This is a genomic window from Agarivorans sp. QJM3NY_25, from assembly GCF_050870875.2.
Taxonomy (GTDB): Bacteria; Pseudomonadota; Gammaproteobacteria; order Enterobacterales; family Celerinatantimonadaceae; genus Agarivorans.
The window spans coordinates 2693165-2712392 of sequence record NZ_CP194041.2 but is presented as its reverse complement, the minus strand read 5'-3'; the positions used below and the strand labels follow the sequence as shown (position 1 = coordinate 2712392).

The following is a 19228-nucleotide window of genomic DNA, read 5'->3' as shown; positions in this document are numbered from 1 at the left end:
TGCGGCTCCGCACAGGGCGTTTCACTTAGAATGGTGAAGCTTAATCCATCCATCTCGAAGCGCAAATAGACCTTGGGATTTCAAGTAAGCATTCGATAATGCTTGTTGGATCCCCGGTGTTTTCGAGCTTCTCCATGGGCCTTTACTGGTTATGCCACAGGCTACCGCGGCTTGAACATGTACTCCTCTACGCATCAGATTTCTTACTTTGGTTCTCGGTTTTCGCCACTGTCGCCAGTAGGCCATTCGCACTCTGCGCCTTATCCAGTGATCTAGATCTACGCACAGTTAATAGCAATTCGCGATCCCAAAGTAGTTTATCCATCCTCGCAAGTATTGGCTTACTTTAAATAGCTGATAGCCCATCGACACGCCCCAGTTACGGTTTGTTAGACGCCTAATTTGTTGTTTAAAACGGTGTAACGTTTTGGCATGAATTTGCAGCCGTCCCGCTTTAAAGGTAAACCCTAAGAACTTACTCTTCGCCGTTTTAACCACCTGACTTTTGGCTGTATTAACCACAAGTTTTAAGCGCCGTTGCAAGAAGCTACTAATGCTCGTAAGCACTCGTTCACCCGCACGCTGACTTCTCAGCAAAATGGTAAAATCATCGGCGTAACGAGCAAACTTATGCCCTCGCTTTTCCAGCTCTTTGTCCAATGGATCGAGCATGATATTGGCCAGCAAGGGCGATAATGGTCCCCCTTGCGGTACACCTTCTCGACTTTCCTGATAGCACTGGTTATGGATAAAACCCGCTCTCAGGTATTTTCCAATCAGTGTCAGTAGCCGTTTATCTTGCACGCTTTGTCCCAGTTGACTCATTAATAGATCATGGTTAACTCGGTCAAAGAATTTAGATAAATCGACATCAACGGCAAAGCGTCGGCCTTGCTTGATGATGCTTTGCACTTGTTTCACCGCTTGTTGCCCATTCTTGTTTGGCCTAAATCCAAAGCTGTTCGCTGAGAAGCTAGGGTCAAAGGTAGGCGTTAGCACTTGGGCAATGGCTTGCTGGATGACACGGTCGAGCACGGTTGGGATCCCCAGTAGGCGCTTCCCGCCATCGGGTTTATCTATCTCCACACGGCGTACCGGTTTAGGCTGATACTGGCCATTACGCAGCGCAGCAGCAACCTGCTTCCAGTGTAGTTTTGCCCAAGAAGGAAATGCATCAATGGACATGTTATCCACTCCAGCCGCCCCTTTATTGGCTCGAACACCTTGCCACGCGAGCTGAATATTCTGCCGCGTTAGCATATGTTCGAATAGATGTTGGCTAAAGGTTGGCTGCGAGTTATTACGCTGAATCGCATCTACGCCGGACGGCGAATGGGTGTTCAAGTTTAACAAGGCACCTCCTTTATTCTAAGTGTTCAGGCCTTCACCGTGTCCCAACCATTACGATGGGCGTTGGGCTACTATGCCGTCTGCTGACTTCTGCTTAATCACCGTTTGAGTTACCCCAAATAGCGCTATCGTTGTTCATCGTATTTGCTCACTTAAGTTGATGAGACTTAAGTGCCAGGCCTGTTGAACTAGCGGCCAAGCTAGTGAGTTTAACGATCGCCTGTTAAGCAGACCTCCCCAGATAAGAACATGCACTGTCTCTGCACTGCTGCATCATTTACGGTGGCCGTTAGATCACATGGCTTCGTTGTCTTGTGCCAACTCGCCTCCAGCCTACGCCTCATATGATGTTCTTGTTCATCAGCTCGCAGATTTGCGTCCGGCTTCCTTCAGACATTCCCTCGCGGCAATGCCCTTGCCATTCGCTAGTAGTTAGCGTTTAATAATCAGAATGTTATTAAACGGTGACCTTCCTACAGAGGACTTTCACCTCATAAGTTCATGCCCATGCTGGGCGTACACAAGTCATTTCAGCAGGACAAAAATTAGCTGGTTTTTGCTCGTGCCTCGCTAATTTTAACCAGCTATTTTATTGCCTCTGAATGAGGCGTTAAATTTTAAAGGGTAAGCTCGACAAAAATGATTAATTTGTCTGATTATGAACACTGGATCGCGATTTCAATTACTGGAGTAATTACGGCTCCAATTGTACCTTTGGGGCTTGGGCCTGACATGTACATTTGTCGTGAAAGCCATATGCCAAGTAGCCTGAAAGGCGTATTTACAGAGTCCTTAAGACTGTCTTTTGAAAGTTTTGGCTTGGAAGCATCTACTAAGCTAACTCTCAATGACCCAAAGTTACTGCTGGTTCCTATTTGTAATAGCGATGAAAAGACGATTAAAGAGGCTTTGATCGTTGCTGATATGGCATTAGCGTTATTTAATAAAAAGTACTTTTCTGCGAAGGCAAAGTTTATTAATTGGGATCGCAGAACTGGGGAAGCTGTGGGTGTTATTAGTACTAAAGGAAAGTTGACCCCGATTTTGGCGAACAGTCAGTTACATGGACCGGCAATTGCGCACCCGTTAGGTCAAGATGTATGGGACTGGTTACTAGGTTCTTTTTTAAGAGGAAGCCTTACTGAACTGGGCAGTCGTGTATATCGATGTTTAGAGTGGGAGCGAGAAGCACAGTTTTCATCCCATATTACTCATAAGTTTGCTTTTAACTGGATTGGACTCGAGGCTATGTTGCCGGACGGAGAGGTGAGTCAAGCTTATCTAGTGCAAAGATATTCATTGGTTATCGGGGCTCCTAGGGGCTCTGATTCTAAGAAATTGATGGACTCTCCCTCGAAATCATTATTCTTGGAACATAGAAACCCTGAAGGAAAGAAATGGGTAAAAGAAATAGAAAATATGTACAACTATCGTTGTGCAATTTTTCATGATGGGTCGAGTGACTTGACGTCCGAAGACATTAATCCTAAAAAGGTAGATTGGTATTACCATTTATCAAATCACTTAAGCATGCGGGTTATTGGCTATGCGATCGCAGCTATATGCGATGGCGTCGAAACAGTTGAAGATTTTTGGGGAGACTACATGCTCCATAAGGTTTTCCATGAAGACAACACGTGGTTAAAAAATGGAACTTTTCACCTAAATGATGCAATTAATTTTGATTGGGATGGTGAAGAGAAGTTTTACGAAATATAAAATTTAATCGGGTAGCCGGAGGTATCTAACCTCCAGCCCCCACAACACCCTGCATGCGGCTCCGCACAGGGCGTTTCCTGAAAACGGTTAAAATACAACGGCCGATTAGCTCCTTTGCATTCCAATGATGGCTTCTGTTTTTGCGCCATGACTCCTCAGTCCGGTCGGATACGGAGACAATGAGCTGCACAGGCTCCTCATTGATTTTCAGGTTCAGGCCTTCACCGTGTCCCAACCATTACGATGGGCGTTGGGCTACTATGCCGTCTGCTGACTTCTACTTAATAAAAGACTATGGACATCCATGATAATAACCATAGAGACAGCAACACCGTTTGTGAAAGAACAAAGACTATGGACATCCATGAAAAAAAGACTATGGTAAAGACTATGGACATCCATGATAATAATCATGGAAACAGTTACGACGTTAGTGAGCTGAACACCACTGCAACCATTTAGTCCTCAGGCTGTTGTCATGCCGATTAACGGCTTAATTCATCATTTATGACTCATCTTGATGATTTTTGACGCAATGAGGGCCTCAGCAAGACTGATGATTGAGGGAGGTTCGAAAGTAAACTCGCACTTAAGTGCGATTTAGTGTGTTAAAGTGGACATCCATATTAAAAACCATAAATACAGTAACAGCGTTGGTGAAGTGAACACCACTACAATCATTTAGTTCTGAGGCGATTGTCATGCCGATTAACGGCTAAATTCACCGTAGGTGACTCGGTTTGATAATTTCTGGGCCAATGTGCGTCTCAGCAAGGCAAGGTATCCCCCCATACAAGGCTGATGATTGAGGGTGGTTCGAAAGGAAGAGCATGGACATCCATCATAAGAACCATGGAGACAGCAACACCGTTTGTGAAAGTAATTCGACTGTAATTATTTAGTTCTGAGGCTGTTGTCATGCTGATTGGTGGCTGAATTCACAGTAAGTGACTCATCTTGATGATTTCTGAGGCAATGCACGCCTCAGCAAGGCTGATGATTAAGATATTGTTCGAAAGTAAACTCGCGCTTAAGCGCGATTTAGCAAACGTTTGCTGTGTTAAAGTGGACATCCATATTAAAAACCATAAATACAGTAACAGCGTTGGTGAAGTGAACACCACTACAATCATTTAGTTCTGAGGCGATTGTCATGCCGATTAACGGCTAAATTCACACTAGGTGGCTCAGTTTGGTGATTTCTGGGCCAATGTGCGTCTCAGCAAGGCAAGGTATCCCCCCATACAAAGCTGATGATTGAGGGTGGTTCGAAAGTAAGCTCGCGCTTAAGCGCGGTTTAGCAAACGTTTGCTGCAACTTAAACCGGCCGTTCGTTGATGCCCCATATGCTGATGGTATTCCCTGAGCAAGCGCTCTTGACCAACAGCCCCAGAAAAGTGCCGTTCAAACTCACCGCTTAAAGTCAGCCACTGCGCTTCATTTATCCCTAAGCGTTGGATTATGGAACTTTCTCCACTGTCGATGTAACCCCGTTTATCTTCTCTTACCATGCGTCCGGTCATATCGACTAACTCAAGGTAGTCTTTCAGCTCAAAGGGTAAGCCTTGGGGCATCGGCTCTCTTGGGTTACCCACAAAGGGAAACAGGTTTGTTGCCTGGGCTTGTTTTAGCTGAGCTGCTTTTGCTCGTCGCTGTACGCTGGTATGGGCCGAGTCCTCCGGAGTGCTCGCCATCTTGGCTCTGATGGGGTTTAAGTCTACGTAAGCCATACACGCCATGAGTGCGGCTTCATCCAAAAGCGCTTGGGATTTAAAGCGTCCTTCCCAAAATCGACCGGTACATTGGTCTTCTTGATTGGCGGCTCGCGCAATGTGTTCGTTTAAATGGCGCATAAACCAGCTTAAGTCATACAGGCGAGTCCGATACACTTCAGCGGTGGCGCTGATGGCTTGTAGTTGCACCTCACTCAACTGCGGACGTAATTCAAGGTTGAGATACATCTGAGTCAGTAAGGTGCCCTGATGCAAGCTATGCCAGCGTTCTAACACTTCATCCATTGACCAGGCTTCTGCTTGTTGCGGATTAACATGTAGCACGAGGTGGGTATGATTACTCATGACGGCATAAGCACAAACATCAATGGCGAACACTGACGCTAATTTGAGTAGATAATCCTCGACCCACTGGCGGCGGTGCTCATAGCTTTTGCCGGTTTGTTGGTCTTCGCCACACAGAAACGCCCGTCGAACACAACGGGAAACACAATGATAGTAGGGGGTATCCGATAAGCTCACTTGCGAGCGTCTTGGCCGAGGCATAATGATAACTCCCCAAATAAATCACTATTGATAGTTTAGACTATTAAAAGCGTTTCGTTAGTTGGAGTGGGTGTCTCGTTTGACGTTGTCTAGGAGTGGGTGTCTCGTTTGACGTTGTCCTGGGGTGGTGCACTTAGATCTTGAATTCGGATGTTTGACGTTTATAGCCGAAGCCTGAGTCGACTGTATGGCGATGTATTGCATAGTCTATTTAAGTGGTTAAATCGCAGAAGTGGACGGCGAAGTTACAATTGGCTGGGGCTTAAGCAAATGTTACAGTGTTTTCATATTGAGAAGTTACGCGTTAGCAAACGAGCTATTGTTGTTGACTGGTACTAGGGTCGTGTTTTACACGAGCGAATATAACTGAGGAGCCGGATGCGGTCGTTCTACCACGACGGCATTCAAGGATGAGTATGATTAAATTTAAAATGGTAAGTGTAATTACCGCAGTTATAGCACTTACATTGTGTCTGGTTTTTCTGATCACGCCTGAAGTTATATTTATGTTGTTTAATATCGATGAGAATAGCTCGGCTTTCTTTATTGGTAGAAGAGCTGCAATGTTATTTTTGGGGATTTCATTAATAACTTGGGTCGGTCGAAATGCCTCCCATTCAGACTCTAGGCAAGCAGTATGCCTGGGCCTTGCCATTTCTATGTTTTCGTTGGCTGTACTTGGGACTATAGAATACCTTCGTGGGTTTGCTGGTTTCGGTATTTCTTTAGCCGTTATGACAGAAACTTTTCTTGCTTTACTATATTTTAAAATATGGTTTAGTTGTAAAAATGCCATACAATAAGAATAGGTGTCGCGTAGCCGCCACCTTATTCGGGTGTTGAACAAGCCCGATGCTCCCTTCTATAGTAAATAACGGTATTGATGTTGGCGGGGCCAAGGCCTTGTTACTTTTTACAAGGCGAGTTTGGCAACAGTCAAACAAGACACCCACCCCAACTACTCAAACGCAGCCCCATGGAATACAAGATCAAGAAGAAGACTTGATAGCGGTCTAGCTTCACGGTTCTTCACGAATGGGTAACGGAGGTAATCCGTGACGAAATTTATTGGAATGCGATCAAACTAAATTGTCTTCCGACAAGGTCTGGCTACTGAATAACAAGCATATAGCCCTTGGTTTAGCCACATTTTTTTAGTTTGAATTAGCGCTTAGCTCCAAGCCCAACTCAGGTTTACTATTCACTAGAAACGCGGTTGTTGCGGACCAGACCCCGTTTAACATTTCTACACAATTTGCCAAAACGAGAGAGATCATCAAAGCTGGGGATCACCCCTCGCCGAATCGCATGTTCCCAGTAAGTGAGCTGATCGTCTACCAGTTCCATTAATTTCTTAGGGCAGCCAATACAGCTGTTATCTGGTCCGCATACAAAGGTATCTTCTTGATAAAGCGGGAATTCTTGTTTAACTGCGTGAATTATTTGTAGCATGGCGGTCACTCGGTCGGGCTTTTTACTCAAGGCTTGAATCATTTATTGTCTTTAGTCATACAATTAATTTCTCATTTACTCTAAAGTTTTTCAAGTCTGGTCGTTACTGGCTAAACCGAGGGTGTCGACGCGGAGGCTTTAGCACGGCAGTTGAGCTGTATTATTAGGTATTTCAGTCGCTCTTATAAAAAATTCATCAAGTTATGAATATTGAAGAATTATTTTACTAAACAATCACTTCTGCTTGTCTCTATACTGTTTACATAGAGTTTTAAAGGAATGAATCATGAGACGTATTTTTTGGTCTTTGTTGATGTTGGGGGGCCTGAGTGCTTGCGACTCTTCAACACCATCTCAGGCCCTAGGGACCATAGAGCGTGATCGCATCACGCTTAGTGCCACCAGCAATGAAATTATTCGCAGTTTGCCAATGACCGAAGGTTCAGCGGTAAAGCAGGGGCAGCTGTTGGTGCAGCTAGATAACCTTAGCCAAACGGCAATTGTCGCTCGAGCGAAGGCTGAACAGGCAAAAGCCCAAGCTTACCTATTACGCTTAAGTAATGGTGAGCGGAGCGAAGATATTGCGAGTGCTCAAGCAGAGGTTAATCGGGCTCAGGCTCGGGTTGTAGAAATGCAAAAAAGTTATTTGCGAGCCCAACAATTGGTGAATCAACAATTAGCGAGTCAATCGAGTTTAGATAGCGCTTTGGCCGAGCGAGATAGTGCTCAGGCTAGTTTAGCCGCTGCGCAGGAAGGCTTTGCTAAGCTGACTGCAGGGTCTCGATTTGAAGATGTAGAACAAGCCAAGGCCGCTTTAGATGCCGCTCGCGCCGAAGTTGCCTTACAACAACATAAATTGGATGAGCTGAGCATTGTGGCTACCCGAGATGGGATCTTAGACAGTCTCCCCTTCAACTTGGGGGAGCGAGTGACTAACAATGCGGTGGTGGCGGTGTTGCTCGCCGATCGTTTGCCCTATGCACGCGTGTATGTGCCCCAGTCATACCGGGCTAAGCTACAGCTTGGTCAGGCCTTAACGGTACATGTGGATGGCGTCGATCGCAGTTTTAGTGGGGTGGTGCGTTGGTTAGCGACAGAACCCGCGTTTACTCCCTATTATGCACTCACCGAGAATGAACGCTCGCGCCTTATGTATTTAGCCGAAGTCGATCTAGAAGCCGCCGCTGGCGCATTACCCTCGGGTTTACCGGCACAAGTAGATTTGCCTGAGGCCAGCCAATATGAGTGAGTACGCGATTGTTGCTAATAATATCAGTCGCAAATTTGGCGATTTTACCGCCGTAAACCAGGTGAATTTGAATGTTACCAAGGGTCATATTTATGGTTTCTTGGGACCGAACGGTTGCGGAAAATCCACCACCATTCGAATGTTAACTGGTCTGTTAAGCCCGAGTAGCGGTGAAGTGAAAGTCTTAGGATTGGATATTCCTAAGCAGGCCGAGACCTTGCGTTTAAAAATTGGTTATATGACGCAGAAGTTCTCCTTATATGATGATTTAACGGTGCAGGAAAATTTACAATTTATGGGACAAATTTTTGGTATGCCCAATAAGTCCTTAAATCATCGTTTAGAGCAACAGTTGAGTACCTATGGTTTGACTCAGCGGCGTAAGCAGCGAGTGGGAGGAATGAGTGGTGGACAAAAGCAACGTTTGTCTTTAGCCGCAGCCACCATGCATCAGCCAGAACTGTTATTTTTGGATGAACCTACCTCGGCCGTGGATCCAGAAAATCGTCGCGAGTTTTGGGAGCAATTGTTTGATTTAAGTGATCAGGGCACCACTATTTTGGTGGCCACCCACTATATGGATGAGGCCGAACGTTGTCATCGATTGGCGATTTTGGAATCAGGAGAGATGCGCGCCGACGGCGATCCAGAAACGCTGATGAACAATATGGGGGTGAACGTGGTGGAATTAAAAGCCGCCAACTTGCGGGAGTTAAAACAACAGTTAATTCAGCATCCAGAAATTCGTTCAGCTGCACAATTAGGGATCCGCTTGCGGGTCTTGGTCGATCAGCAAGTTGCTGATCCTATTGGCTGGCTAGTGAAGCATTATCCACAGCTGCAAGGGGCTGAGCTAAGCCTTGCTCGGGCGAGTTTAGAAGATGTATTTGTAAGCGTGACCGGTAAGGGACGCCAATGAAATCTGTATTTCGAATTAAGGCGGTGATGCTTAAAGAGTTTCGTCAACTGGCCAGAGATAGAATTACCTTTGGTATGGTGGTGATGATTCCTTTGATCCAGTTGTTGCTGTTTGGCTTTGCAATTAATACCGATGTGCGCAATATCCCAGTGGCGGTGGTGGATCAAAGTGGCAGCAGCAGTGGTCGCCTCATTGTAGAGTCGCTCAAGGTGGCTCAGGTTGTCCAGGTGAACCAGTTCTATGCAAGCATTGCTGAAGCTGAGCAAGCGATTGAACAAGGTAGGGTGCGCGCGGTACTCATTTTACCGAAGGATTTAGAGCAACGCTTAGCGCAAAATAGAGCCTTGGGACAGTGGCTGGTAGATGGTTCAGATACCATGGTCAGCTCCGCTATTATGCAGTTACGGATGATGCCTTTAAATGATTTACAATGGCGAATCAATACTCAGCCTAATACTTTTGATGTGACCCTGTTGTACAATCCAAGCCGCCGTTCGGCGGTGAATATTGTACCGGGTTTGCTCGGTGTTATTCTTACTATGACGATGATTCTATTTACCAGTGCCGCGATTGTTCGCGAGCGAGAACGGGGCAATTTGGAGTTGTTGATTGCGACCCCAATCCACTCTATTGAGCTAATGATCGCTAAAATTGTGCCCTATGTGTTTGTGGGATTGATTCAAGTGACCATTATCTTGGGTTTAGGGCATTTCATTTTTTCGGTGCCGATTAACGGTGCGCTCAGCCAAGTTTTATTCGGGACGCTGCTCTTTATAGCGGCCAGCCTTACCTTGGGTTTGGTGATATCCACCATTGCTCAAACTCAGTTACAGTCGATGCAAATGACGGTGTTTATTTTACTGCCTTCAATTTTATTGTCAGGATTTATGTTTCCCTATGAAGCGATGCCCGTTGCCGCTCAATGGATTTCTGAAATTTTGCCCGCGACTCACTTCATGCGGATGATCCGCGGGATTGTGTTACGAGGTGCTGATTTGAGCGATTTATGGCGAGATAGCCTATGGATGGTGGCCTTCACGATCATTGGTTTAGTGGTGGCCTCATTCCGCTTTAAGAAAAGTCTTGATTAGTGAATGTTCAGTCAATTATTGGCTTAACCAACGCCGAAAGGCGCGACGAAAATTACTGACATCAAAAAAGTTCATCGCGGTGCTTAGCTGATTATCGCTGTAGTTATATTGCGCTTGTAGAAAAAATGCATGTTGCTGGCGAACTTCATCACACAGTAAGCGGTAACTGCTGTGGTGACTTTTTAATCTGCGCTTTAAGGTCGCTGGACTCAACGCGAGTTGTTGGGCGATTTGTTCTAGACTGGGTAATTGGCTGATGTTTTGTCGTAGCAGCTCACGAATGATACTCAGTAGACTGTCGTGCTGGCTAAGGTTTACTTTGCTGTGGGCCAGTTGATAAATGATGGCTGAATGTTGTTGCCAAGGTTTATCCAAGTATTGTTGAGCGATGCTCAAGGCACTATAAGTTTGGCTAAATTTTACTTGGTCTCCAAGGTGAACTTGATATTCTGCCCGCCAGCTGGGGGCGGGGTAATCAAATTGGATCTGCCAAGGCAGGGGCGCAGCGGCTCGCCATTCACATAAGGAGACAATTGCGCTCACCAGCGCTTCTTGTATCCAGCGCCGATAGGCGAGTTGTTCTGGTTGTTGGTTGGGTCGAAGGCTTTCGCCAAAGGGATCTTCAAACAATAAGTGAGTCTGCTCGCGGCAGTCAACGAGGCGTGGTTTTAGCAGTGGAAAATAGTCAGTAAAATGCCGACAAAGAACGCCGAGTAAGCTTCTAAGGTTGGGGGCGTGTGTCAATAAGTGGGAGTACTGTTCAAATACGCCGGGAAACAAACGTTGACCAAATACAAAGCTAATGTCTCGATCGTTCGACTGAAGACTAATATTTAAACATAGTCGGGCTAATTGTTTAGGGCTGATCTTTAGCTCGCCGCCTAAAATATCTTGATAAAAAATTCCCGTTTTACGGAGTAAAAAGTGCGGCTCAGCCCCGCGCTCAAGCAGCAGATCGAGTAATAGGGCTAACTGGTGTTCGGCGGGGATGAAACGTTGCTGGTTTTCCAAGACCTGAATGCTGAGATTAATTGGCAAGGACTTCACCATGACTTGCTTGTTTGAGAATCGTTAGCTGTTGATTAGCTTGTTCTAGGAGTTGTTGAACCGCCTGTTGCGGCGAATCGGCAAGTTCTGCTGACACTTTTACCCAGTGAAAACTGGGGTGAATTGCTTGGTTTTGCTGATTGCGAAAGCAAAAATGTTGCAGTAGCGTGGATAGTTGCTGACTGAGTATCGCGGCTTGTGGCGGCGAGTGATTGAGCAAAATCGCAAATCGTTGTCCAGCGTAACGGCACAACAGTGCATCCGGTGGCAAAGCTAACAGTAATAATTCGGTGATGGTCATTAATAGCTTATCGGCTGCGCTGCCGCCATAGCATCGACTGAGCGCATTAAAGTCGGCAACTTCTAGCAACAACAGTTGGTTATTTAGCCAAGTTTTCGGCTGTTTGGCGCGTTGCAATAACTGTTGCTGTAAATATTCAAAGCCAGGAATGTTCAATCCACCATCGATTGCTGTCGGAGCAGGGCTTAACAATTTACGACGGCTCAAGTAACGGCTAATTTGTTGTTGTTCGGCCCGCCAAAACCATAGCGCGGCGGTGAGCAATAAAAATCCAACAGGCATCGACTCTAGCCAACTGTCCCAGCGGATCCCAGATTCAAGTTGAAAAAACTCATCTAATAGATCTTGGCTAAGTGCTAATACCATGGCGATTAATCCGCAAGCAAATAGATCGGTAAGCCAACCCTTAGCACGTACTGAAAGAATAATTATCAGCCAACATACAATCAGCAGCGCCGTCGCGCCTTCTCCAACAATGTCGACCCAGTCTAATTGAGCCCATGATTTTATTTCGCCATGGTGAGCATTTAAGCCAATTAATCCCACTAAGCTCACCACTTGTAACAACAACCACCAGCGATGTGGCTTTAAAGCATAATAAAGTTCGGCACACACGTAGCCTAAATTTTTTCGATGATTCAATCTTGTTTAACCTTGCTTAACCTTCGCCTCTCGCGGGGAAAAATGAAAAATAGTCCGATTAGCTCATATTGTTTTTCATTGAACCCCGTTATTCGTGGCGGATCCATAGTTTAGGCATAGTTTAAACCGCTTTTATGACGGTTTTAATTTGATTCAATTAGTCTCAATAGCTCACTTCTCGTTGAGTATGTGCACTTCAACGCTCTGTACAGGGAGTACGCCAACTTACTGTCATAAAAGTGCCATTTGGGCTGCTTAAGGTCGCTGGCAATCTTCATTACAAAGGAATATCGAATGCGTCATTTAGGATTAAGTAGTTTAACCATTATCTTGAGCATTGGTGGTTTAAGCGCATGTGGCAACAGCGATACAACTGCTGCAGTCACAACGCCCTTGAGCACCGAGCTTAAAACAACGCTCACTTATGATGACTTCGGCGATGCAGCTTATTGGTTTAATCACAGTGACTCGAGCAAGAGCCTATTAATTGCGACGCTTGAAGACGACGGTTTAGCGGTGTTTTCAAGCCATGGAGAACAGCTACAGCAGTTGCAGGGTATTGCACCGACCAGCGCTGATATTCGTTATGACATTAGCGATCAACATGCCGGCAGTGCCGATATTTTAGCAGTGGCTTTACCCGAGCAGCAGTCTTTCGGATTTTATGCGATTAGCGATGGCCAAAGTGGGCCGTTGACTGATTTAGGCAGCTTTGATGTTGGCTTCAATGCCGAAGGTTTATGTTTATATAAAAATATCACCACGGGTGAGCTGATGGTCACTGGTGTAGCCGATGACGGGATGGCGAAACAATTTAAATTGAGTTTTGATGGCAGCCAAGTGAGCAGTCGATTGCAAGATGTGAACGGAGTGGCACTGCCAGTTCGCGAATTTTCAGTGGGGGGGAAGTTAAGTGCATGTATTGCCGATGACGAATTGGCAAACTTGTATATCGCCGAGCAAAATATAGGGATTTGGGCTTATGGTGCAAATCCCGAGAATGTGAAAGAGCGTCAGCTGGTGGATGGGGTGGCACCACTTGGTCACTTACAAGAAATTGAAGGTTTAGAGCTTATCTATCAAGCACAGGGGAAAGGTTACTTAGTTGCTGCTGATGAAGGTGCAGGCCTACTGTTTTATCAGCGTGATAACTGGGTTTTTAATTCGCAGCAGCGGGTTGCTGGTATCGATGAAACCAAAGCGTTAGCCGTGGCTGAAGATGGCTTATGGTTGGCTAACTCCGAATTAGAACAACCAATTTATGAGAAATTGAGCTTTACGGCGCTTAATCAGCAAAATGGCTTAAGTGCTCGGCCAATCAGCGATGTATTAGCGCATCGAGAACTTTCCCTCTCCGGGGTGGCTTTAGTCGCGGCGACAGGAGAAACCGCAGCGGTTGACGACGATGGTGATGCAGCCGATGATCCAGCGTTTTGGTTAAATCCCGACGATGCCGAACAAAGCTTGATTATTGCGACCAATAAACAAGGCGGCTTGCTTGCTTATAACTTGCAAGGTCAGCAAGTACAGTACTTGGCTCAAGGTAAACCCAATAACGTCGATATCCGTTCCAAGGTGCAAAATTTCGCGGGGCAAGACATTAGCATAGCGGCAGCCAGCAATCGTGAACTGAATACCATCGCTCTTTATCAAATACGCTCTGCTGATGGCCAAGATCCAATCGTGCCGCTTGCTGCTTTGGGTAATGCCGTGCATCCAGATGCGGCGGAACTTCAATCTTCACTCGATGAAGTTTACGGTCTGTGTATGTACCAATCGGCAGACAATACCGCCTATGTGTTTGTGAATGGTAAAAACGGTCAAGTTGAGCAATGGCGCTTAACACCAGTTGAGGGGGGCTTTAGTGGTGAGGTGGTTCGAACGCTGAGTGTGGCCAGTCAGCCGGAAGGTTGTGTAGTGGATGACAGTAGCGCTACCTTATATCTAGGCGAAGAGGACCAGGCAATCTGGCAATTTAGCGCCGAAGAAGGAGCCGATACTCAAGCGAGCTTATTTGCCAAAGTTGATGGAGAGAACTTGGTTGCCGATATTGAAGGCTTAACCCTATATGATGATGGCATTCATAAATATCTACTGGCTTCGAGCCAAGGTAATAATACTTATGTGGCCTACGATCTGGCTCAGAATAATCGTTTGGTGGGGCATTTTGCGATTATCGGTGATGATAATCTGGGGGTCGATGGTGCCAGTGATACAGATGGAATTCACGCGGTATCGGCGAATTTGGGAAGTGCTTACCCTAAGGGATTATTTATTGCGCAGGATTGGTATAATATCGATGCCAACTACCAACAGTTGAACCAAAACTTTAAACTAGTTGATTGGCAGACGATCCAAGCCAGCTTTGATGACTAAGATTGACCGATTATATCGCCGTTAGCCTTTGGTTAACGGCGATAGCTATTGCCTTGGTTATAAGCACCAGCTTGCGCTTATTGTTACTTGAAGCCGCTTTCATGCACGACTTATCTAGGTTTGTCTAAATCATCAACAAGCACAGAACCATCCGAACGCTTCGTCCTCATTAACCGATAGGCTTGAACATAACTGGTGGTGTTGGCTCAAGATTACAGCGAGCTAACTTGATGGACTGTTGTTGTAAGTTCTAATTTAAGTGCTGACTCCAGTGCGCTTTTCTATACTTAACTGTATTCTTATTCATTTGAACCCTCGCTTTAAGCCCATTCACTTTTGGAGTTTTATGAAGTTTTTATGGAGATTAAGCCTAGGTCTTTGGCTCTTGTTGAGCCCTTATTGCTATGCCAATCATTTGAAGCTGTTAATTCTGGAACAACCGCCAATTGAGTATCAACAAAATGGTTATAATAAGGGAATTGCGGTCGACATTGTAAAAGAAGTATTTGCCCGTTTGCATCGATCGGTCACCATCGAAGTTTATCCTTTTGCTCGAGCGCTGCGCATGCTTGAAGAAAGCAAAGCGGATGGAATTTTTGCCATTGTAAAAAAATCAGAGCGACAAGTTTATCTTAACTACAGTGATGAAGTGTTGATTGAGCAAGCCGCAGTATTATATGTGCAAGCACAATCTGAAATTACCTTTAATGGACAATTAGGCGATCTGGGAGCCTATCGCTTTGGGGTACTACGCGGTGCGACTTATGGACCGATGTGGGAGCAGGTTATCGATAGTGGTGGCATTTCTAAAATAGAAAGAGTTGCCGATTATCGTCAGAACGTTATGAAGTTGGTTAACCAGCGGCTCGATGTCATTATTGGCCCAGATTATACCATGGCTTATATTATCAAGGAGCTGGGACAAGAGGGACGCTTAAAACAACTGTCGCCGCATATTGAGGTTGTTCCTACTTATATCGCTTTTTCTAAAAATACGGTTGCGCCTGAACTGGTCGCTGCGTTTAGTGATACTTTAAAGGCGTTAAAGCGTGACGGAACCTATCAGCGGATCATCAACCGATACATTGAGTAATACCGTGGCTACAAATAATGTCGTTTAAGGTCGTTGTCTTAAGAAAATGCCCACCTTGTTGGGGCGGGCGAGGGATTTAATAGCTCAAGCCGAAGCCAAGTTGGTAGAGTGGGTTGGCCGAGTCATGTGCTACATCTTCATCTTGTTCTAATACGGCTTGCCAACTTGAAGGGAGCTCGAAGGGTAAATGTCCTTGCGGTGGTGTCTTGCCAAGCAAGACATCGAAAAAAGCGCTGTCTAAAGCCCCAAAGTTTGCCAACAATGCGCTTGCACTGGGCTCAATTGCCGTGAGAATAGCAGGGCGGTCCAAGTAAATGGAAATAACCGTGGGGATGGCTGCTGCAGTGGCAGCCTGGATTGCTGCGTAGTCTTCACTGCCCGAATAAACACCTTGATGGTCTTGGTCTTGGATCAAGTTGGTTTGGTCGAAAAATCCAAGTTGACCAAAATGTACGTTACCAAATGGTAAGCGCGGATCAGTTTCGTAAGGTGTATTCACCCGTAAGATTGCGATATCGGCATCTTCTAGTTTATCTACAACGGTAAAACCATAGTCTGTCGCCACTTGAGCATTGACTTGATATAAGTAAACCTTCGGGGTCTTGTTTGGACTGAGCGGCAAAGTTTCCGCGTCGTTTTTTAGCAATACATGAGCACGGCTCTGGGTCTTGGTTGCGACGCGTTGAAAATCCTCATTGCCGACAAAATTTGTCACAATAGAAGTGTCAACATAGGGATTTTCAAATAAGCCAAGGTCAAATTTTTGAATTAAGATCCGTTGCGCTGCTTTATCGATTTGTTCATTTGTTATTAATCCTGCGGCTATCGCTTCCAGTAAATGAGAAGGATCTTGTACGCCACCAAACTGGTCAACGCCAGCATCGACGCTTTTGGCATAACGTTCGGCGATTGATAAAGGCTCAACGCCCCAGGACATTCCAAAAGGAACCGTCCAAACGCTCACACCATCGGTAAGCTCTTGATCGCTTAAGCCGAGCTGACATTTGTCATTACAGTCATTCACTATCCCCCAGTCGCTGAGCACGACGCCTTTAAAGTTGTATTTACCTCGCAGCAAAGTGTCGAGTATTTGTTTGTTAAAGCCAAAGCCAACTGCTTCAATGTGCTGGTCGTTATAGTTTAATCCGATAGGCTGGCCGTAATAGGGCATCACCGAGCCCACGTTTGCATCAAAGGCGCCTTCAAAGGGGAGTAAATGATATTGAAAGTTACTGCCGGGATAGACTTGTTCTTTACCAAAGTGGTTATGCGCATCAAAGCCGTTGAGTTGTGGGCCCCCGCCAGCAAAGTGTTTCACGACAGAGATGACACTGTTTGGATTGAGCCCTTCGATACCACGCTGAAAACCTTCAATGTAAGCTCCCACCAAATTTTTGGCAATTATGTTATCTTCACCAAAGGTTCCGGCGCTCCTACCCCAACGAGGTTCGGTGGACAAATCAGCTTGAGGAGAGAGCGCTTCATGGATCCCTACCGTACGATATTCCTGACGAGCAATATCGGCAAATTCTTTTACCAGCTCAGGATCATTCAGGGCGGCAAAACCTAATAACTCAGGCCACTGTGAAAAACCGCCAGCCCCAACGGCGGTGGCGTTTGGATCGTTGATAAAATGATTTCGAGGATCGGTGCTAATGGTAACCGGGATCCCAAGACCAATCGCTTCTGCCCGTTGTTGTAGGGCATTGTTATCTTCGGCGATTGCGAGAGGGTCGCCAGCCATGCGCGTAATAAAGGTATTTACATAGTTGTTGAGCAGTGGTGTCATCGCATTGCTGGATATGCGGCCAGCGGAGTCTAGGGGCAAGGTGCCATGCATCATTAAGCCCGCTTTTTGTTTGGTGTTCATTTGGCTGACGAGATCTGAGGCTCGTTCTGCACTAGTTAAACGCCAATCTTCATAGGGGCTGAGCTGCCCGTCTCTATTAAGGTCTTTAAAATGGTAATTGTCCACTTCAATGAGACTCAGTGTTTTATAGCCGAGAGAGGGTTGAAAGTAGATTCTATCATCGGATCCACAGCCATTGAGTAGTGAGAAGGTAACGGCTGTGAGGATTAACACTAGCATTGTTATTTTCATCTTAGTTCCTGTGATTCGGGGTGAGTAAACGGAATCATTTGTCAGTCATGATTTCGGTTCACCATCGACTATATCTAGGAGACGAAAATTTGTTTTTGCAATATGGAGCATGCAACACTCAAAATGGTGCGAGTGTAACGAAGTGTGAATAATATGCATTTTTTACCCTATATTACAATCCGTTACATATATTTGTGAGTATCGTCTAAGGTCTGTAGATCGATCTAGCTTAAGCTTTGTTCTATTGATACATCTCTTGCTTGGAAAGTGTAGAATGCAGCAAAATTTTTTATCCTGAATTGCTCATGATTTACTGAATGTTCGCATCATGTATCGGTTGTTAAATTGAGCGAAAAGCATTTACACGCAGACTACCTAAGGATTACATATTACTTACTATTTGTTACATCTGATTATTGTGAAGCATGAACCGTCTCACAACCTTTAGCGAGGTCTCCGCAAATAATAGCGCTTTACAAAAGATAAGAGTTTATGGGATGAAAACTGTTTCCAACCGTATTGCGCAAATTTATTTAGAGCAAGTTTTCAGTGCGAATGTGGATGAGCGTCAATTATTGCAGCGCACAGGGATTAATATGCAAGAGCTTAGCGTTGCAAATGGTAGGCTTGACGCTCAGCGGCATTTTCGTTTTTTTGAACTGTATACTTCTATATTCCCCGAAGTACAGTTTGATTCAGAACCGGATTTAAGCTTCTTATTTTCAAACTTTAATGTGTTAGGAGCCGTGTGTGGGAATGCACCCACTTTGCTTGAAGCGTTAAAGGCGTATGTCCGCTATCGAGCTTTGATCGGAGAATGTGATGACATCGAGTTTGTCATTCAGGATCATTATTTAAAGATCGTATATCATTCTGAAAGTGATAATCCTTTGATCACCAAACTCGTCGTTCTTAATCATTTTTATGTTTTTTACGCAATTGTTCGTGAATATGTGGATGACAACTCTGCGAATTTAGGTTTGCGGCTAAATTTCCCAATATCGATTGAAGAAAAGCGTAACTTGAGTGAAATTTTTTATTGTTCGGTGGAATCGGGCATACAGAACAGTTATTACATTCATCGCCAATGTTTACATTTACCCCACAAGTCGAGTAATTCTGCCTTACAACCTTACTTGTTGCAGCAAGCGGAAGAGCAGTTACAACAGTTACGCCCGGCTCTTACTTATTCAGCTCAAGTGGAAAAAATCTTACAAAAGTTGATATGGACTGAGTTAGATATCGATTGTCACGCTGAATCGATGCAAACACTGGTTTGTGAGCAACTTAGGATAAGCCGTTGGACTCTTGCTCGGCGGCTCAATCAAGAAAACATAAATTTTTCAGGAATTTATACAAAGGTTCGGTGTGCTGAAGCATCTCGTTTATTGGCCGAACCACAATTTTCTCTGTTGTATATTAGCCAGAGTTTAGGCTTTACCAATCAAAGTAGTTTTAATCGTTTTTTTCGGGAACAGTTTGGCTGTACGCCCTCTCATTATCGGCAGCATCACGTTGCCGAATAAATCAATGTTTAGATAGGATCTTAAGCTGAGTCGATTTTTAAACCGTTTATGCATTGTTTTCTCATCATTAAGTTTGAATTAGT

At 45.2% G+C, this 19228-nt stretch carries 13 protein-coding genes and 1 pseudogene; 8 read left to right on the top strand and 6 right to left on the bottom strand.

Annotated elements, in window-relative coordinates:
- Positions 1–21 precede the first annotated feature (21 nt).
- Positions 22–1353 (bottom strand): annotated as a pseudogene (gene ltrA, locus ACRRSW_RS12460) (group II intron reverse transcriptase/maturase).
- Between the two features lie 636 nt (positions 1354–1989).
- Between ltrA and ACRRSW_RS12455 the strand changes: the two are divergent.
- On the top strand, positions 1990–3069 hold the full coding sequence (locus ACRRSW_RS12455) for a hypothetical protein (RefSeq protein WP_432459495.1): 1080 nt from the start codon (positions 1990–1992) through the stop codon (positions 3067–3069).
- 1286 nt (positions 3070–4355) lie between these two features.
- On the opposite strand, the gene ACRRSW_RS12450 is transcribed toward ACRRSW_RS12455, so the two are convergent.
- On the bottom strand, positions 4356–5348 hold the full coding sequence (locus tag ACRRSW_RS12450; protein WP_432459494.1) for a transposase: 993 nt from the start codon (positions 5346–5348) through the stop codon (positions 4356–4358).
- A 416-nt stretch (positions 5349–5764) separates the two neighbouring features.
- On the opposite strand from ACRRSW_RS12450, the gene ACRRSW_RS12445 reads away from it, so the two are divergent.
- Complete coding sequence (locus ACRRSW_RS12445) at positions 5765–6151, top strand: hypothetical protein (RefSeq protein WP_432452911.1); 387 nt, start codon at positions 5765–5767, stop codon at positions 6149–6151.
- A 394-nt stretch (positions 6152–6545) separates the two neighbouring features.
- On the opposite strand, the gene ACRRSW_RS12440 is transcribed toward ACRRSW_RS12445, so the two are convergent.
- Complete coding sequence (locus ACRRSW_RS12440; RefSeq protein WP_432452912.1) at positions 6546–6842, bottom strand: hypothetical protein; 297 nt, start codon at positions 6840–6842, stop codon at positions 6546–6548.
- 244 nt (positions 6843–7086) lie between these two features.
- Here ACRRSW_RS12440 and ACRRSW_RS12435 point away from each other — a divergent pair, with 244 nt between their 5' ends.
- From ACRRSW_RS12435 to ACRRSW_RS12425, 3 genes are read left to right on the top strand one after another with little or no spacing between them, the layout of a single operon-like run.
- On the top strand, positions 7087–8049 hold the full coding sequence (locus ACRRSW_RS12435; protein WP_432452913.1) for an HlyD family secretion protein: 963 nt from the start codon (positions 7087–7089) through the stop codon (positions 8047–8049).
- Positions 8042–8968: an ABC transporter ATP-binding protein gene (locus ACRRSW_RS12430; protein WP_432452914.1), complete on the top strand. Its 927-nt coding sequence runs from the start codon at positions 8042–8044 to the stop codon at positions 8966–8968. The genes ACRRSW_RS12435 and ACRRSW_RS12430 overlap by 8 nt, the downstream gene beginning before the upstream one ends.
- A complete protein-coding gene (locus ACRRSW_RS12425) occupies positions 8965–10059 on the top strand; it encodes an ABC transporter permease (protein WP_432452915.1) in 1095 nt (364 codons plus the stop codon). Before ACRRSW_RS12430 ends, ACRRSW_RS12425 begins: the two co-directional genes overlap by 4 nt.
- A 15-nt stretch (positions 10060–10074) precedes the next feature.
- On the opposite strand, the gene ACRRSW_RS12420 is transcribed toward ACRRSW_RS12425, so the two are convergent.
- Together ACRRSW_RS12420 and ACRRSW_RS12415 are read right to left on the bottom strand one after the other, a co-directional pair.
- Entirely contained in the window at positions 10075–11097 is a 1023-nt protein-coding gene (locus tag ACRRSW_RS12420; protein ID WP_432452916.1) for an AraC family transcriptional regulator ligand-binding domain-containing protein, read from the bottom strand.
- Entirely contained in the window at positions 11087–12049 is a 963-nt protein-coding gene (locus tag ACRRSW_RS12415; protein WP_432452917.1) for a diguanylate cyclase domain-containing protein, read from the bottom strand. Before ACRRSW_RS12415 ends, ACRRSW_RS12420 begins: the two co-directional genes overlap by 11 nt.
- A gap of 294 nt (positions 12050–12343) precedes the next feature.
- Between ACRRSW_RS12415 and ACRRSW_RS12410 the strand changes: the two genes are divergently transcribed.
- Together ACRRSW_RS12410 and ACRRSW_RS12405 are read left to right on the top strand one after the other, a co-directional pair.
- Entirely contained in the window at positions 12344–14425 is a 2082-nt protein-coding gene (locus ACRRSW_RS12410; RefSeq protein ID WP_432452918.1) for a phytase, read from the top strand.
- Positions 14426–14771: 346 nt separating this feature from the next.
- Positions 14772–15518 carry a substrate-binding periplasmic protein gene (locus tag ACRRSW_RS12405; RefSeq protein WP_432452919.1) on the top strand — a complete coding sequence of 249 codons (747 nt, stop codon included), beginning with the start codon at positions 14772–14774 and terminating at the stop codon, positions 15516–15518.
- A gap of 76 nt (positions 15519–15594) precedes the next feature.
- Here the strand turns inward: ACRRSW_RS12405 and ACRRSW_RS12400 are convergent, their stop codons facing one another.
- Entirely contained in the window at positions 15595–17619 is a 2025-nt protein-coding gene (locus ACRRSW_RS12400; RefSeq protein ID WP_432452920.1) for a glycoside hydrolase family 3 N-terminal domain-containing protein, read from the bottom strand.
- Between the two features lie 497 nt (positions 17620–18116).
- Here ACRRSW_RS12400 and ACRRSW_RS12395 point away from each other — a divergent pair, with 497 nt between their 5' ends.
- A complete protein-coding gene (locus tag ACRRSW_RS12395; RefSeq protein ID WP_432459493.1) occupies positions 18117–19145 on the top strand; it encodes a helix-turn-helix domain-containing protein in 1029 nt (342 codons plus the stop codon).
- Positions 19146–19228 lie beyond the last annotated feature (83 nt).

Coding starts and splice junctions, on each gene's coding strand:
- ACRRSW_RS12455 (WP_432459495.1), top strand. CDS start 1,990: ATGATTAATTTGTCTGATTATGAACACTGGATCGCGATTTCAATTACT.
- ACRRSW_RS12445 (WP_432452911.1), top strand. CDS start 5,765: ATGATTAAATTTAAAATGGTAAGTGTAATTACCGCAGTTATAGCACTT.
- ACRRSW_RS12405 (WP_432452919.1), top strand. CDS start 14,772: ATGAAGTTTTTATGGAGATTAAGCCTAGGTCTTTGGCTCTTGTTGAGC.
- ACRRSW_RS12450 (WP_432459494.1), bottom strand. CDS start 5,348: ATGCCTCGGCCAAGACGCTCGCAAGTGAGCTTATCGGATACCCCCTAC.
- ACRRSW_RS12410 (WP_432452918.1), top strand. CDS start 12,344: ATGCGTCATTTAGGATTAAGTAGTTTAACCATTATCTTGAGCATTGGT.
- ACRRSW_RS12440 (WP_432452912.1), bottom strand. CDS start 6,842: ATGATTCAAGCCTTGAGTAAAAAGCCCGACCGAGTGACCGCCATGCTA.
- ACRRSW_RS12430 (WP_432452914.1), top strand. CDS start 8,042: ATGAGTGAGTACGCGATTGTTGCTAATAATATCAGTCGCAAATTTGGC.
- ACRRSW_RS12425 (WP_432452915.1), top strand. CDS start 8,965: ATGAAATCTGTATTTCGAATTAAGGCGGTGATGCTTAAAGAGTTTCGT.
- ACRRSW_RS12395 (WP_432459493.1), top strand. CDS start 18,117: ATGAAAACTGTTTCCAACCGTATTGCGCAAATTTATTTAGAGCAAGTT.
- ACRRSW_RS12400 (WP_432452920.1), bottom strand. CDS start 17,619: ATGAAAATAACAATGCTAGTGTTAATCCTCACAGCCGTTACCTTCTCA.
- ACRRSW_RS12435 (WP_432452913.1), top strand. CDS start 7,087: ATGAGACGTATTTTTTGGTCTTTGTTGATGTTGGGGGGCCTGAGTGCT.